General features: G+C 70.7%; 20 protein-coding genes. 6 read left to right on the top strand and 14 right to left on the bottom strand.

Features of this window, described 5'->3' with window-relative positions; all coding sequences use genetic code 11:
* Positions 1–21: 21 nt before the first annotated feature.
* Genes ACOFKS_RS02880 through ACOFKS_RS02860 form a run of 5 tightly spaced genes read left to right on the top strand, consistent with a single transcriptional unit; the run spans position 22 to position 5442 of the window.
* Positions 22–1083 carry a type III polyketide synthase gene (locus ACOFKS_RS02880; protein WP_419807739.1) on the top strand — a complete coding sequence of 354 codons (1062 nt, stop codon included), beginning with the start codon at positions 22–24 and terminating at the stop codon, positions 1081–1083.
* Positions 1080–1769: a methyltransferase domain-containing protein gene (locus tag ACOFKS_RS02875; RefSeq protein ID WP_419807738.1), complete on the top strand. Its 690-nt coding sequence runs from the start codon at positions 1080–1082 to the stop codon at positions 1767–1769. The genes ACOFKS_RS02880 and ACOFKS_RS02875 overlap by 4 nt, the downstream gene beginning before the upstream one ends.
* Positions 1748–2833, top strand: a complete 1086-nt coding sequence (locus ACOFKS_RS02870; protein ID WP_419807737.1) for an NAD(P)/FAD-dependent oxidoreductase — start codon at positions 1748–1750, stop codon at positions 2831–2833. Before ACOFKS_RS02875 ends, ACOFKS_RS02870 begins: the two co-directional genes overlap by 22 nt.
* 39 nt (positions 2834–2872) lie before the next feature.
* On the top strand, positions 2873–3277 hold the full coding sequence (gene msrB, locus ACOFKS_RS02865) for a peptide-methionine (R)-S-oxide reductase MsrB (protein ID WP_419807736.1): 405 nt from the start codon (positions 2873–2875) through the stop codon (positions 3275–3277).
* Between the two features lie 44 nt (positions 3278–3321).
* Entirely contained in the window at positions 3322–5442 is a 2121-nt protein-coding gene (locus tag ACOFKS_RS02860) for a transglycosylase domain-containing protein (protein WP_419807735.1), read from the top strand.
* Here ACOFKS_RS02860 and ACOFKS_RS02855 read toward each other — a convergent pair.
* From ACOFKS_RS02855 to ACOFKS_RS02845, 3 genes are read right to left on the bottom strand one after another with little or no spacing between them, the layout of a single operon-like run.
* Positions 5415–6104 (bottom strand): M48 family metallopeptidase, encoded by a 690-nt coding sequence (locus ACOFKS_RS02855; RefSeq protein ID WP_419807734.1) that lies wholly within the window; start codon positions 6102–6104, stop codon positions 5415–5417. The two genes, ACOFKS_RS02860 and ACOFKS_RS02855, sit on opposite strands and share 28 nt — an antisense overlap.
* Positions 6094–6537, bottom strand: a complete 444-nt coding sequence (locus ACOFKS_RS02850) for a YcgN family cysteine cluster protein (protein ID WP_419807944.1) — start codon at positions 6535–6537, stop codon at positions 6094–6096. Before ACOFKS_RS02850 ends, ACOFKS_RS02855 begins: the two co-directional genes overlap by 11 nt.
* Positions 6534–7109 (bottom strand): SCO family protein, encoded by a 576-nt coding sequence (locus ACOFKS_RS02845; RefSeq protein ID WP_419807733.1) that lies wholly within the window; start codon positions 7107–7109, stop codon positions 6534–6536. Before ACOFKS_RS02845 ends, ACOFKS_RS02850 begins: the two co-directional genes overlap by 4 nt.
* A 67-nt stretch (positions 7110–7176) precedes the next feature.
* Here ACOFKS_RS02845 and ACOFKS_RS02840 point away from each other — a divergent pair, with 67 nt between their 5' ends.
* On the top strand, positions 7177–7767 hold the full coding sequence (locus ACOFKS_RS02840) for an ankyrin repeat domain-containing protein (RefSeq protein WP_419807732.1): 591 nt from the start codon (positions 7177–7179) through the stop codon (positions 7765–7767).
* On the opposite strand, the gene ACOFKS_RS02835 is transcribed toward ACOFKS_RS02840, so the two are convergent.
* The 11 genes from ACOFKS_RS02835 to ACOFKS_RS02785 all read right to left on the bottom strand — a co-directional run bounded on the left by ACOFKS_RS02835 (position 7764) and on the right by ACOFKS_RS02785 (position 14586).
* Complete coding sequence (locus ACOFKS_RS02835) at positions 7764–8255, bottom strand: MmcB family DNA repair protein (RefSeq protein ID WP_419807731.1); 492 nt, start codon at positions 8253–8255, stop codon at positions 7764–7766. The two genes, ACOFKS_RS02840 and ACOFKS_RS02835, sit on opposite strands and share 4 nt — an antisense overlap.
* A gap of 49 nt (positions 8256–8304) precedes the next feature.
* A complete protein-coding gene (locus ACOFKS_RS02830) occupies positions 8305–8877 on the bottom strand; it encodes a cell wall hydrolase (RefSeq protein ID WP_419807730.1) in 573 nt (190 codons plus the stop codon).
* Between the two features lie 156 nt (positions 8878–9033).
* Positions 9034–9357, bottom strand: coding sequence for a DUF1491 family protein (locus ACOFKS_RS02825; RefSeq protein WP_419807729.1), 324 nt, complete (start codon positions 9355–9357; stop codon positions 9034–9036).
* Positions 9350–9823: a PaaI family thioesterase gene (locus tag ACOFKS_RS02820; RefSeq protein WP_419807728.1), complete on the bottom strand. Its 474-nt coding sequence runs from the start codon at positions 9821–9823 to the stop codon at positions 9350–9352. Before ACOFKS_RS02820 ends, ACOFKS_RS02825 begins: the two co-directional genes overlap by 8 nt.
* Positions 9813–10289, bottom strand: a complete 477-nt coding sequence (locus ACOFKS_RS02815; protein ID WP_419807727.1) for a PTS sugar transporter subunit IIA — start codon at positions 10287–10289, stop codon at positions 9813–9815. Before ACOFKS_RS02815 ends, ACOFKS_RS02820 begins: the two co-directional genes overlap by 11 nt.
* A gap of 79 nt (positions 10290–10368) precedes the next feature.
* Positions 10369–10950 (bottom strand): ribosome hibernation-promoting factor, HPF/YfiA family, encoded by a 582-nt coding sequence (hpf, locus tag ACOFKS_RS02810; protein ID WP_419807726.1) that lies wholly within the window; start codon positions 10948–10950, stop codon positions 10369–10371.
* A 70-nt stretch (positions 10951–11020) separates the two neighbouring features.
* On the bottom strand, positions 11021–11719 hold the full coding sequence (dnaQ, locus tag ACOFKS_RS02805; protein ID WP_419807725.1) for a DNA polymerase III subunit epsilon: 699 nt from the start codon (positions 11717–11719) through the stop codon (positions 11021–11023).
* A gap of 7 nt (positions 11720–11726) precedes the next feature.
* Positions 11727–12320 carry a dephospho-CoA kinase gene (coaE, locus tag ACOFKS_RS02800; RefSeq protein WP_419807724.1) on the bottom strand — a complete coding sequence of 198 codons (594 nt, stop codon included), beginning with the start codon at positions 12318–12320 and terminating at the stop codon, positions 11727–11729.
* Positions 12321–12327: 7 nt separating this feature from the next.
* A complete protein-coding gene (gene aroE, locus ACOFKS_RS02795; protein WP_419807723.1) occupies positions 12328–13143 on the bottom strand; it encodes a shikimate dehydrogenase in 816 nt (271 codons plus the stop codon).
* Positions 13144–13177: 34 nt separating this feature from the next.
* Positions 13178–13774, bottom strand: coding sequence for a Maf family protein (locus tag ACOFKS_RS02790; protein WP_419807722.1), 597 nt, complete (start codon positions 13772–13774; stop codon positions 13178–13180).
* Complete coding sequence (locus ACOFKS_RS02785) at positions 13771–14586, bottom strand: pyruvate, water dikinase regulatory protein (RefSeq protein ID WP_419807721.1); 816 nt, start codon at positions 14584–14586, stop codon at positions 13771–13773. The genes ACOFKS_RS02790 and ACOFKS_RS02785 overlap by 4 nt, the downstream gene beginning before the upstream one ends.
* Between the last annotated feature and the right edge of the window lie 236 nt (positions 14587–14822).

Here is a 14822-nt window from a genome sequence, read left to right as displayed (position 1 = left end):
CTCGGGCGCGAAAGGGCCTTTTTGTCCGCTTACCTCCACGCGATCGGCACGGCCGTTCCCGGCCATGACGTGCACGCCGCGTTCATCGACTGGGCGCGCGCACAGGTGGAGCCGCGCTCGGCAAAGCTGTTCGACCGCATGGCCGCGCGCGCGGGAATCGACCACCGCTGGTCGGTGCTGCCGGTGGGCGACGATGGCGGCTCGCCGGTCGCGGCGGGGGGCTTCTATGCCGGCGACGCGCATCCGGGCACGGCCGCGCGGATGCGGGTCTATGCCGAGGCCGCGCCCGCGTTGGCGCTCGACGCGATCGCGCGGCTTGGCGAACAGGTCGCGCTGGACGGGATCACGCATCTGGTGGTGGCGAGCTGCACCGGCTTCGTCGCCCCCGGCGTCGATCAGATCATCGCCGCGCGGCTCGGCCTGTCGGCGTCGGTGGAGCGCCTGCTGGTCGGCTTCATGGGCTGCTACGCCGCCGTCGCCGCGATCCGCACCGCGCGGCACATCGTCCGCTCCGACGCGGGCGCGCGCGTGCTGGTGGTGACGGTGGAGCTGTCGACGCTCCACCTCCAGCCCGCGACCGCAATCGAGCCGCTGCTCGCGATGCTGCAGTTCGGCGACGGCGCGGCGGCGGCGCTGGTGACGGGCGAGGCGGGCGGGTTCCGGCTCGACCGGCCGTTCGCGGCGGCGTTGCCCGAATCGGGTCACCTGATCCGCTGGGACATCACCGACAGCGGGTTCGCGATGCACCTGTCGGGCGAGGTGCCGGGGCGCATCGCCGGCGCGCTCGCCGATCGCGCGCTGGCGGACGCGGTGACCGGCGGCGTCGCGGCGGAAGAGGTCGACGGCTGGGCGGTCCATGCCGGCGGGCGCTCGATCCTCGACGCGGTGGAGGGAGCGCTGCACCTGTCGCCCGACGCGCTGGCGGCGTCGCGCGCGGTTCTGGGCGACTATGGCAACATGTCGTCGGCGACGCTGATGTTCGTGCTGGCGCGGCTGCTCGCCGGGCCGCCGGTGACGCGCGGCGTCGCGCTGGCGTTCGGGCCGGGGCTGGCGGCCGAGGGCTTCGGGTTCGCCTCGACATGAGCCTGGCGAACCGCGCCCACGCCGAGGAACTGATGGACGCCGACGACCTGTCGGCGGAGACCTATGCGGCGGTCGTCGCCGACCTCGCGCGGGTCAACGTCGTGACGATGGCGGGGCGACCGACCCTGGCCTTCCTGAGCCGCGCGGCGGTGAGGCGAACGAGCCTGCGTGTCCTCGACGTCGGGTTCGGCGATGGCGACATGCTGCGCCGGATCGCGCGCTGGGCGGCGCGGCGCGGGCTGGCGGTCGAGCTGGTCGGGGTCGATCTCAACCCGCGCAGCGAGTTGGCCGCGCGTGCCCGCACCCAAGCAGCGTTGCCGATCCGCTACGTCACCGGCGATTATGCCGATCTCGCCGGAGAGCCGTGGGATTGCGTGATATCCAGTCTCGTCGCGCACCACATGACGCACGCGCAACTGGTCGGCTTTCTGCGCTGGATGGAAGCGCACGCACGGGTCGGCTGGCTGGTCAACGACCTCCATCGCCATCGCTTCGCGCATCTCGGGTTCCCGTTGCTGGCGACGCTGGCGCGCTGGCATCCGATCGTGCGGCATGACGGCACCCTGTCCATCGCGCGCAGTTACCGGCCAGCGGAGTGGCCGCCGCTGCTCGCCGAGGCGGGCATCGCGGGCGCGACCGTGCGCCGTGTCTTTCCGTTCCGGCTGTGCGTCGAACACCGGCGCTGATCGTCGGCGGCGGGCCGGCGGGCGCGGCGGCGGCGATCGGGCTGGCGCGCGAGGGGTTGCCGCACCTGCTGGTCGAGCGGTCGCGCGAGACGGGCGACGCGCTGTGCGGCGGGTTCCTGAGCTGGCGGACGCTCGACCGACTGGCGACGCTGGGGATCGAGGCGGACCAGCTCAATCGCGAACGGTTGACCGAGGTGCGCCTGTTCGCGGGCGGCCGCACCGCCGGCGCGCGCCTGCCCCGCCCGGCGGTGTCGGTGTCGCGGCACCGGCTCGACACGCTGCTGCTCGATCGCGCGATACGCGACGGCGCGGCGATCGAGCGCGGCGTCGCGGTGCGCGCGATCGAGGGCATGCAGGCGCGCACCGCCGACGGCGCGACGTTGGTGGCGGAGACGCTGTTTCTGGCCAGCGGCAAGCACGATGTGCGCGGGCTTGCCCGGCCGGTCGACGCGCGGGGCGACGATCCGACGCTGGGGCTACGGCTTCGCTTGCCCGCGTCGGCGGGGCTGACCCGGCTGGTCGGCGGGGCGATCGAGCTGCATCTGTTCGATCGCGGCTATGCCGGCCTGTGCCTGCAGGAAGATGGCAGCGGCAATCTGTGCCTGGCGGTGCATCGGTCGCGCCTCGCACAGGCGGGCGATCCGGTCGCGCTCCTCCGCGATCTCGCGCGGGAACTGCCGACGCTCGGGGAGCGGTTCGCCCATGCCGATCCGGCCGCGCCGATCGATGCGATCGCCAACGTGCCCTATGGGTGGCGTGCCCATACCGCGCCGCCGGGCGTGGTGCGGCTGGGCGATCAGGCGGGGGTCATCCCGTCGCTAGCCGGCGAGGGGATGGGGATCGCCATCGCCGGCGGCATCGCTGCGGCGGCCGCCTATGCGCGCGGCGGGGCCGCCGCGATGGACAGGTGGCAACCGCAGTTCGCGCGGCGGCTCGCCCGGCCGCTGGGCGTCGCGGGCGCGGCGCGGCGGATCGCCGAAAGCCGACTGGCACCGCTGGCGTTGCTGGCGGCGCGACCGGCGTTGATCGAGGTTGTGGCCCGGCTGACCCGCGTCGGGCCATGATGGCTTGAAGCTTCCTCTTGCGATACCGAGATTGCTGCCATGGATCACCTCAATCTCTCCGAAGCCGAATGGCGCAAGCGCCTGACCCCCGAGCAATATCATGTGCTGCGTGAGGCGGGCACGGAGCGCGCCTATGCCGGTGCGCTGACCGACAACAAGGCGGCCGGCACCTATCGCTGCGCGGCCTGTCAGCTCGATCTGTTCGATTCCGCCGACAAGTTCGACTCCGGGTCGGGGTGGCCGTCGTTCACCGCGCCGGTCGAGCAGGACGCCGTCGTCGACCATACCGATCGCAGCCACGGCATGGTGCGTACCGAAACCCGCTGCGCGCGGTGCGACAGCCATCTGGGCCACGTCTTTCCGGACGGGCCGCCGCCGACCGGGCTGCGCTATTGCATCAACTCGGTCTGCCTCGACTTCCGATCGCGCGGCACGGCGGAATAGGCAGCCTTGTTGCGGGGGCGGTAAGCGGATAATCGACAGCGCGAATGGCTCGCGCGCGTCCCCGCCCCTCCCCCGGTCCTTCCTCGCCGTGGCGGCGTCGCATCGTCCGCACGTTGCAGGTACTGTTCGGGCTGGCGGCGTTGGCGCTGACCGCGCTGGTGATCGCGGTCTACGTCGCGCGATCGCAGCTGCCGGACTTCGACACGCTCAAATCGTCGCCCAACGGCCAGATGATCCGCGTCCATGCCGCCGACGGCACGGTGATCTTCAGCCAGGGGCCGAGTTATGGCCGCTGGCTGAGCTATGACTCGATCCCGCAGGCGATGCGCGACGCGACCGTGTCGGTCGAGGACAAGCGCTTCCGCAGCCATCTGGGCGTCGATCCGATCGGCATCGCACGCTCGGTGCAGGTGCGGATGCAGCGCGGGCGGTGGGTGCAGGGCGGCTCCACCATCACGCAGCAGCTGGCGCGCAACGTCTTTCTGACCAACCAGAAGAAGTTCGGGCGCAAGTTCCGGGAGTGGATCCTGGCGCTGGCGATGGAGCGGAAGTTCACCAAGGACCAGATCCTCGAGCTGTACCTCAACAAGGTCTATTACGGCGGCGGTGCCTATGGGATCGACGCCGCCAGCCGACTGTTCTTCGGGCATGGCGCCGATCATCTGAGCCTGGCGGAGTCGGCGGTGATCGCGGGGCTGGTCAAGGCACCGTCCAACTACTCTCCCACCGCCGACGCCGCCGCCGCCGTGGGTCGCGCGGGCGTGGTGTTGCAGGCGATGCAGGACGCCGGCGCGATCACCGCCGCGCAGGCCGCCGCCGCCGACCCGCAGGGATTGCAGCTGAAACCACCGCCCAAGCAGAACTCGGTGCGGTATTTCACCGACTGGGCGTTGCCGCAGCTGGATACGCTGATCGACGAGCAGGACCGACCGCTCGACGTCTACACGACGCTGGACCTGGGCATGCAGACCGCCGCCGACGCCGCGATCCGCGCCAACACGCCCGCCAGCGCGCAGGGGGCGCTCATCAGCCTCGACCGCGACGGCGCGGTGCGGGCGATGGTGGGGGGCAAGGACTATGTCACCTCGATCTACAACCGAGCGACGCAGGCGGTGCGGCAGCCGGGGTCGTCGTTCAAGCTGTTCGTCTATCTGGCGGCGCTGGAGGCGGGCAAGCGGCCCGAGGACATCGAGGTCGATGAGCCGGTGACGATCGACGGCTGGAGCCCGCGCAACGATTCGCGGCATAATTCCGGGCCGGTGACGTTGCGGACCGCGTTCGCCTACTCGCTCAACACGGTGGCGGCGAAGCTGGGGCAGGAGGTCGGCTTTCCGACCGTCGCCGACATGGCGCGGCGGTTCGGCATCACGACGCCGGTCAACACGCACCCGTCGATGGTGCTCGGCACGTCCGACGTGCGGCTGATCGACATGACCCGCGCCTTCGCCAGCGTCGGCCAGACCGGGGTCGCGGTGACGCCCTATGGCATCAATCGCGTCGAGGCGGACGGCGAGGTGATCTATACCCACCAGACCGACCGCAGCCATGTGCTGGTCGCGCCCAACGTCGCCGCGGAGATGATCGACCTGCTCCAGACCGCGGTCAACACCGGCACCGGCCGCGCGGCGCAGATCGGCCGGCCGGTAGCGGGCAAGACCGGGACGACCAGCTCGGGCAAGGACGGCTGGTTCCTGGGCTTTTCCTCCGGGCTGACGACCGGCGTGTGGATCGGCCGCGACGACGCGCGGCCGGTGCCGGGGCTGCACGGCGGCACCGCGCCGGCGCGGACCTTTGCCGCGTTCATGGGCCCGGCGACGCGCGGGCGGCCGATCGAGCAGTTCCAGACGGCGGTGACGCTGCCCGACGATGCGCTCGCGAACGAGGAAGAGGCGTATTTCGGCGAACCCGACAACACCGCCGGAGTTTCCGTGGGCGGCGGTGTGGACGCCGACGGCAATCCGCTGCCCGAGCGGGTGCCGCCCTCGGCCTCGGATCAGGGAGCAGGCCCGCCCACCGACGGCTCCGACCCGCTCGGCGACCTGATCGAGAAGACGACGCGCGACGAGCAGTCGCCGCCGGCCGATCGCCGCCGCGACGATCCGGCGCGCGCCCTCCCCCGAAACGGGTCGAGCGATCCTCAGCCGGAAGAGCGGCCGAACCAGTGAAGCCCCGCGCCGTGGCTGCGGAGCCACGCGCGTGCCGGCGCCGGATCGGTGCCGAGCAGCTCCCGGTCGAGCGCATGGAAGGCGGGGCCGTGGTTCATGTGGACGCGGTGCGCGACCTCGTGCGCGACGGTGGCGCGGCGGACGAAGCCGGGGGCGAGGATCAGCCGCCAGCTGTAGCGGATCACGCCGGTGCCGGCGCAGCTGCCCCACCGCCCGCGCGGGTCGCCGACCGCGACCTGCGCCACGGTGACGCCCGCCTTGGCGGCGAACGCGGCCGTTTCCTCGCTGAGCACGCGTAGCGCCTCGCGACGCAGCCACAGCTCGACGCGGCGACCCAGCGTCTCGGCCGGCCCCTGTGCGAGCAGCCGGTCACCCTCTCGCAACACCGTGCGACGGGGACCGGCGCTCCAGGCGATCGTCAGCTCGTCCCCGGCCACGGTCAGCACCGCCCCGTCGACGAACGGGCGCGGCGTCGGCAGCCGCGCGCGCTGGTCGGCGAGCCAGTCCGCCTTGCCCTGCGCCCAGGCGAGCGCGGGCTTCAGCGCGGCGCGACGTGGCAGCGTCAGCCGCGCGCGGCCGGTGACGGGATCGAGCGACAGCTTGAGCGTGCGCGCCCGTGGGTGACGGACGACCTCCCACTCGGCGGTCGGGTCAGAGCTCACGGTCGATCAGATGGTGTTCCAGGTCGCCGACCTCGTCCTCGCTGACGGTCCAGCCGCTGACCGACTGACCGGCGCGATGCACCGACTCGCGATCACCGCTGACGAGATAGTGCCAGTCGGGTAGCGGCCGCCCCTCGCCGCGCAGGCGATAGGCGCAGGTCGAGGGTAGCCATTCGATGTCGCGGACGTTGCCGGCGGTCAGCCGCACGCATTCGGGGACATAGGCGCGGCGGTGCTTGTAGTCGCGGCATTGCCCGGTGCGGCGATCGAGCAGGCGGCAGGCGACGTTGGTCGCGTGCAGCTCGCCGGTATCCTCGTCCTCCAGCTTGTGGAGGCAGCATTTGCCGCAGCCGTCGCACAGCGCTTCCCACTGGCCGCGGTCGAGCGTCTCGATCGGACGCTCCCAGAACCGGCCGGACGATGCTTGCGTCACTTCACCCACTTTTCGATCGTCGCGGCGACGGCCGATGGGCCGCCGTCCTGCCCGGCGAGCGCGATCGGCTTGCCGTCCGGTCCCATCAGATAGGCGGCGCGGCTGTGATCCACCAGATAGCCGCCCGCCGACTTCGCGCCGATCGAATGGGCTATGCCGTATTCACGCGCGACCCGATCGATCTCGGCGGTCGTCCCGGTCAGCCCGATCGCGCGGGGATGAAAGGCGGCGGCGAACGCCTTCACCACCGCCGGCGTGTCGCGCACCGGATCGACGGTGACGAATATCGGCACCACCTTCGCGGCGATCGCCGGGTCGGTGCGCTCGACCTGTTTCAGCCCGGCGGCGATCGCGCCCATGTCGGTCGGGCAGGCGTCCGGACAGAAGGTGTAGCCGAAATAGACGATCGAATAATGGCCGAGCAGATTGCGCTCGGTGAACGGGCGGCCGTCGCCGTCGGTGAGCGCGAACGGGCCGCCGATCCGCGCGCCCGCGAGCGGCGGCGGCGCGGCGGGTGCGGCCGGCTGACACGCGGCGAGCGCCAGCGGAAGGAGGAAGGTGAGCCTGTTCATCTTGACGCCAGCCTTGATCGGTATCAGCGGCACGCGCAAGCATCGCAGATCACGCAGGAATCGCCCCATGTCGCTCCGCCGCTCGCTCGCCATTCTAGCCCTGCTCGGCGCCACGCCGGTGGCGGCGCAGTTCCAGTCGGACGGCTACAAGTTCCTGCAATCGGTGCGCGACGCCAAGAACAACGAGGTCATCACCGCGCTCAACAAGCCGGGCAGCCAGATCGTCAACACGCGCGACGTGACCAGCGGCGAGACGGCGCTGCACATCGTCGTGCGGCGCGGCGATGTGCCCTACACGACCTTCCTGCTGCAAAAGGGTGCCGACCCCAACATCCGCGACGGTCGCAACAACACGCCGATGCTGATCGCGATCGAAACCGGGCATTCGGAGCTGGTGCCGCTGTTGATCGCGGGCAGGGCGAACCCGAACTTGCCCAACGCATCCGGCGTCACGCCGCTGATCCTGGCGACGCAGCTGCGGAATGCCGAAGCCGTGCGGCTGCTGATGGCGGCGAATGCCAATCCCGACCAGAAGGACTATAACGGCCTGTCGGCGCGCGATTATGCGGGCCGGGACACACGGGCGGCGGCGATCGCCAAGCTGTTCGCGGATGCGCCACGCCGCGCCAACCCGGCGGTGGCGGGACCGCGCCTCTAGAAGACCACCAGCTCCGGATCGTGATGCCCGATCAGCCGGCGTGCCGCGCGGCGGGCGAAGGCGAGCGTGCAGCGCTTGCGGGCGTGGGCAGCCAGCGGGTGCGAATGCGCCTCACGCACGATCGCGGCGTCGTAGCGGTCGGCGACGATGATGCCGGTGCGTTCGGGCAGAAAGGCGGGCCCGTCGAGCGGTTGCAGGTCGAAGCCGGCGGGCACCGCCCAGAAGAAGCGGTCGCAATGGTCGAGATAGTCGGGCCATTTGCCGTCGCCGAGCAGGTCGGCGCGCGACACCTTGATCTCGACGATGACGAGCCGGCCGTGCGCGTCGATCGCCATCAGGTCGGCACGGCGGCCGCCGTCGAGCGGCACCTCCGCCATCGCCATCAGGTCGTGACGGAACAGCAGCCGGGTGACGCCGCGACACACCTCGGCGGCGCAGAGCGGCGAGCCGGGGTCGTCGAGACAGGGTTGGGGCGCGAGTTCGAGCACCCGCGACGATTAGAACATCCGAGGAACGGAACGCAAGCCGGACGGCGGCTCAACGATAAAAGGCGTGGCCGCCGATCACCGCGATTCGCTGGCCACCGACGCGGCGGGCGCGGACACCGTTGAAATAGAGCGCGCCGCCGGCGGTCGTCGTCGTCCACGCCTCGGTGAGCGCCACCTTTGCGACCGCGATGGCGGTGCGATAGGCGGAGCGGGTGGCGTCGATCGCCGGAATCGCGCCGCCGCGCACGAAGCCGAACTGACCGCGCTGGAGCACGACACCGCAGACGCTGGACGCGAACCGGCCCGAGCGGATGCGGTTGAGGATGACGCGGGCGACCGCGAACTGGCCGGCGAGCGGCTGACCCTGCGACTCGAAATAGACGGCGCCAGCGAGGCAGCGGAGGTGCTCGTCCGATGCGGTGCCGTCCTGGGCGGCGACGGCGGCGGCGAGGCTGGCGAACAGCGTCTTCGGTGAGGCGGCGGCGGCCGGGGTCGGCAGCGGGGCCGCAATGGTCGCGGCGACGGTGCGGGTGCCGGGTTCGTCGTCGGCGAGGGCGGGACTTACCCCCGCGATCAGGAAAAAAGCGCCGAGCAGGCGGGTGACGTGCCGAAGGAGCGGCATGGGACGGCCGGATCTATGCAGTTGGTGCGCGGCCTACGACCCCCCGGCCGATCGTCCGAACCACCCCCCGACTGCGTCACCGGCGTGGGATCGCACCCGCGGCCAGCACAACGCTGCGTTTCGATGGGGTGGGGTTCGGGCCGTTGCGGCCGCAGGTCAACCTGTGCCGAGCACTTCGGCGGCGAGCCGTGGCGAGTCCGCGATGTCCAGTTCGATCACCCACAGATCGGGGTCGCGCGCGCGCCGTCGCTGCCAATATCCGGTGAGATCGTCGGCGGGTGTCGAGTCGATCAGACCCGGTCGTCCGTCCGGTCCGATCCCGCGTTCGAGCAGCCGGCTCTCGCCGCGATTGACCGCGACGACGAGCACCGCGCCCGCCTGCGGATCGCCCTTCGCCAGCACCGCACCGAAGCCGCCGGCATCGTTGACCTGCCGCAGCAGCGCGCTGACCAGCACCTGCGTCGGCAGGCGGTCACTCACGGCGATAGCCGGGCAGATCGGCGAGCGGCAGGCGCGAGCGCATGAAGGTGCCGGTGCCGCGTGCCACCTCTTCGCCCTCACCGTCGATCAGCCGCGCGTCGCCGACGAAAACGCGGCGCCGACCACTGACCCAGCGGCCCTCCGCGACGACCGGCCCGGCGCCGAGCGGACGGGTGAAGAGAATGTTGAACTGCGTCGTCAGCAGGAAACGATCGGTGATCAGGCTGTTGCAGGCGTAAAAAGCGGCGTCGTCGAGCATCTTGAAATAGCTCGTCCCGTGCGCCGCGCCACCGGCATGGAAATGGCGTTCGTCGATCGTGAAGCGGATGCGGGCGATGCCGCTTTCGGGCAATTCGAGGCGACTGTCGAAGAAGCGGTTGATCGGCGCGTGCGCGTAGAGCGACTCCAGCGCGCGGTAATGCGCGGCTTCGCCACCCTCTTTCGGCTCGTCGGCCTCAGGCGGCATCGTTCGCACGGTCGGCGGTGAACAGCGCATAGACCGCGTCGGGCGAGGCGGCGCCGTGCAGCTTGGCGAGGAACGCGCGATCGCGCAGCCGCCGCGATACGCGGGCGAGCGCCTTGAGGTGATCCGCCCCGGCGTCGGCGGGGGAGAGCAGCGTCATCACCAGATCGACGGGAACGCCGTCGACCGCCTGCCAGTCGATCGGCTGCGCCAGGCGGACGAAGGCGCAGGTGACCTGCGCCAGTCCCGGCAGCTTCGCATGCGGGATCGCGACACCGCCGCCGAAGCCGGTCGAGCCGAGCTTCTCCCGCGCCGCCAACGCATCGGCGATGGCGATGCGGTCGGCGCCGGTGGCGCGGGCGAGCATGGCCGCGACATGGCCGAACAACGGCTTGCGGCCCAGCACGGGGACGCCGAGTTGCACCGCGTTGGGGCGCAGCAGGTCGCTGAGATCGGTGGTGTTGGACATGAGGAGTTCCGGTCGCGCGCCATAGGCCCCGCGACCGGGCTTGGGAAGCTCGGGGTGGCGCCTATGCTCGCGCTTGTGCCTATGCTCGTTGAGGCTCGACCCAGCCGATGGTGCCGTCGCCACGGCGATAGACCATGTTGTACGACCCGGTGCCGGAGTTCTTGAACAGCAGCGCGGCGGTGTTGCGGAGGTCGAGCATCATCACCGCGTCCGACACGCTGGCGTCGGGGACGTCGACGCGCGTCTCGGCGACGATCAGCGGGGCGTCGCCGACCTCTTCCTCCTCACGCGGCTCCTGAAACAGCGTGTAGCCGGCGTTGTCGTAGGCGCCGGCCTCCGCCACCTCGATCGTCTCGGCGGCGTGCGTATCCTTGAGCCGGCGCATGTAGCGGCGCAGCTGCTTCTCGATCTTCTCGGCCGCGCCGTCGAAAGCGGGATGCGCGTCCTGTCCGTCGTGCCGACCCTTCAACACCAGCCCGCGCATCACGTTCATGACGATGTCGCAGGTGAAGCCGTTGTCGTGCGGACCCTTGCCGAAGGTCACCTGCGCCGAGATGGCCCGGCTGAAATGTTTGTCGACGATGGCCTGGAGCCGGGTGTGGACGTGGGTGTTGAGCGCGTCGCCGGTGACGACCTGATGGCCGGAGATCCGGATGTCCATGCGTAATTGCTCCTTCGCTGGCGGGCACGAATGGCCCGCTCTGTTGGCGGGCCTGCCCGCGTTACCTCCGTCAGCCGACCGCCTCTTCCAAGGACGGTCCCCATAACGGGTTGCTGACCGTCCGAAGAAACGCCCGATGTCGTGCCGTTTCTCCCTCCGACACGGCGAAAAGGCGTGGTGGGCGGACGGGCCGCGTCCGGGCCGCCGCAACGGGCACCGCCGCCGCCTTCACGTCCGCGATCAGGCCGAGGCCGATCTGGCGCCCGCCCATCAGCTCGACATAGACCTGCGCCAGCAGCTGCGCGTCGAGCAGCGCGCCGTGATGGACGCGGTGCGAGCGGTCGATGCCGTAGCGGGTGCAGAGCGCGTCGAGGTTGTGCTTGGCGCCCGGATGCCGCTTTTGCGCGAGCGGCAGCGTATCGACCATCCGCGTCATGCACACCGCCGGGCGACCGCAGCGCGCCAGCTCGCCGTTGAGAAAGCCGAAGTCGAACGTCGCGTTGTGGGCCACCAGCGGCGCGTCGGCGATGAAGTCGAGCAGGTCGTGGACCAGCGCGGCGAACAGCGGCTTGGCGCGCAGGAAGTCGCCGCGCAGCCCGTGGATGCGCGCCGCCTCCTCCGGCATGTCGCGCTCGGGGTTAAAATAGGCGTGGAAGTGGCGGCCGGTGTCGCAGCGATTGACCAGCTCGACGCAGCCGATCTCCACCATCCGGTCACCGCCCGGATAGCTCAGGCCGGTGGTCTCGGTATCGAACACGATCTCACGCATCGCGACGCTATGAATCCTCGCGCGGCAGCAGGCAAGCGAGGACGTTGGCGACGGCGGTGCGGGTCTCGGCGAGCGAGACGTCGGTCGGAATCACGAAGTCGGCGCGGGCGCGCTTGTCCGCGTCGGGCAACTGGCGCGCCAGGATCGCGTCGAGCTTGGTCGCGGTCATGCCGGGGCGGGCGAGGACGCGCGCGCGCTGCACCGGGGCCGCCGCGCTGACCACCACGACCCTGTCGACCGCGCGATCGCCGCCGGTTTCGAACAGTAGCGGTATGTCGAACACGACCAACGGCGCGGCGGTGTGGGCGGCGACAAAGGCGGCGCGTTCCTCCCCGACGGCGGGATGAACGATCGCTTCGAGCCGCTTGATCGCCGCCATGTCGCCGAGCACCGCTTCGGCGAGCGCGGTACGGTTGACGCCTCGGGCGCCGGTGGTGCCGGGGAAGTCGGCCTCGATCGCGGCGACGACGCGGCCGGCTGGACCCTGTAGCCGGTGGACGGCGGCATCGGCGTCGAACACGGGCACTCCCATGTCGGCGAACATCGCGGCGACGGTGGACTTGCCCATGCCGATCGAGCCGGTGAGGCCGACTTTCAGCATCGGTGGCTCACGCCGTCAGCAATCCGCGCAGTTCCTCATCCCGGTCGCGCGGCGGTGCCGCGCCGAAGAACAGCTCGAAGGCGAGCGCGGCCTGGCCGATCAGCATCTCCAGCCCGTCGACGACGGCGAGGTCGCGGGCGCGGGCGCCGGCGAGGAGCGGGGTTTCGAGGGGGGCGTAGACGATGTCGTAGACGACCGCGTCCTCGGGCAAGGGCGCCAGGTCGATGTCGAGCGGCGGCTGGCCGGTCATGCCGAGCACGCTGGTGTTGACCAGCAGCGCGGCGGTCGGGGGCAGCGGCGCGGCGAGCGGCACCACGTCGCCCTTCAGCCCGAAGCGTGCCAGCAGGCCCGCGGCCTTGAGCGGGGTCCGGTTCATCACCGTCACCCGCTCGACACCGAGCTGTGCCAGCGCCCACAGCACCGCGCGCGCCGCCCCGCCCGCCCCGATCACCACGGCATGACGGCCGCCGAGATCGAGCGCCGAGATCGGCGCCGCGAAGCCGCCGGCGTCGGTGTTGGTGCCGATTACCGCGCCGTCGCGCTGGTGCAGCAGCGTGTTCATCGCGCCGATCGACGCGCGGACCTCACCGGGATCGTCGACCAGGTCCATGACCGCGACCTTGTGCGGCAGCGTGACGTTGCAGCCGCGCCAGGCGGGGTCACCGCGCCGCTGCGTCACGAACGCCGACAAGTCGTCTGGCGCGACTTGGGTGCGGCGATAGTCGGCGTCGATGCCGAGCGCGTCGAGCCAGAAGCGGTGGATCAGCGGCGACTTGGAGTGCGCGATCGGGTCGCCGATCACCTCCGCATAAGGGCCGGTCATGACCAAAGATGAGTGAAGTTCACACCAAAACGCATCATGACGCCATTATCCCCCGAACACGCAAGAAACCGAGCACCGGGATCAACGGCAGGCCGAGCACGGTGAAGTGGCTGCCCTCGATCCGGTCGAACAGCTGCACCCCCGACCCCTCGATCCTGAACACCCCGACGCAGCCGCCGACCGCCGGCCATTCGGCGTCGAGATAGCGATCGATGAAGCCGTAGGACAGCGTTCGAACGTGCAGCGTCGCCGCGTCGACGTGACGCCACACGGGTCGGCCACCCTCGGCGATGACAGCGGCGCTCCACAGCTTGTGCGTGCCGCCGCTCATGCGCGTGAGGTGATCGGCGGCCTGCTCGCGGCTCTCCGGCTTGTCGAGCAGCGTGCCGTCGGAGAGTGCCACGACCGAGTCGCTGCCGAGCACCAGCGCGTCGGGATGGCGCGCGGACACCTTGAGCGCCTTCAGCTCGGCCAGCGCATCGGCGAGGTCGCGGGGCGACAGATCGGCGAGCGCCGCCTTGGCGGCATCCTCATCCACGCCGGCCGTCTCGGCGGTGAACGGCACGCCTGCCGCCGCCAGCATCGCGCGTCGCGACGCCGACTGCGAGGCGAGGATCAGCGATCTGCTCATGCCGCAGCATCCCGCCGTTCCTGGCAGAGCGCGATGATCGCCGCCGCCGTCTCCTCGATCGAGCGCCGCGTCACGTCGATCACCGGCCAGTCGTTGTCGGCGAACATGCGGCGGGCATAGGTAAGCTCGCGCGCGACCGCTTCCTCGTCGACGTAGCTGGTGTCGGGCTGCTGGTTCAACGACAGCAGGCGGTTGCGACGCACCGCGATCAGCCGGTCGGCGCTGGTGGTCAGCCCGACGACGAGCGGATGCGCGAGCGTGAACAGCGTGCGGGGCGGCGGGCTCTCGATCACGATCGGGATGTTGGCGGTCTTGTAGCCGCGATTGGCGAGGTAGATCGAGGTCGGCGTCTTGGACGAGCGCGACACGCCGGCCAGCACGATGTCGGCTTCTTCCCAGTCCTGATGGCCGATGCCGTCGTCGTGCGCGATCGTGAACTGGATCGCGTCGACGCGCGCGAAATAGGCGGCGTCGAGCGCATGCTGGCGACCGGGACGCGCCTTGGCGGTCTGTCCCAGCATCCCCGACAGCGCGTCGTTGACCGGATCGAGCGGCGCCACCGCGGGCAGGCCGAGCTGGCCGCACCGTCCCTCCAGGATGCGCCGCGTCACCGGGTTGACGAGCGTGAAGATCACCAGCCCCGGATTCTGCGCGATCTCCTGAAGGATACGCTCCAGATGCGCCTCGGTGCGGACCATCGGCCAGAAGTGACGCACGGTTTCGACATCGTCATATTGCGCGAGCGCCGCCTTGGCGATGTTCTCCAGCGTCTCGCCGGTCGAGTCCGAGAGCAGGTGCAGGTGGAGCCGCATCGGGCTTCAGCATGACTCTGTGGACAACATGCGGACAACCGCTAGCGCAACCGCGCCGGGCCGCCAAGCGAGAGGACGGGCGTGGACAACCCGCGTTCGGTCCACAAATCCGCGCACAGCCCCCCGTTCCATACCCAGCCTGTGGATAGCGGGCACGACCTGATCGACTCGTCAGGCGGCAGCGGCGCGGATGGGGTCAAGCTGTTGGCAAAAGCGGGACAGCCGCTAATGGCCGT

Origin of the sequence: Sphingomonas sp. (assembly GCF_965200135.1) — a bacterium.
Lineage (GTDB): Bacteria > Pseudomonadota > Alphaproteobacteria > Sphingomonadales > Sphingomonadaceae > Sphingomonas.
The sequence above is the reverse complement of the archived record's forward strand: the minus strand, read 5'-3'. Positions and strand labels throughout refer to the sequence as shown.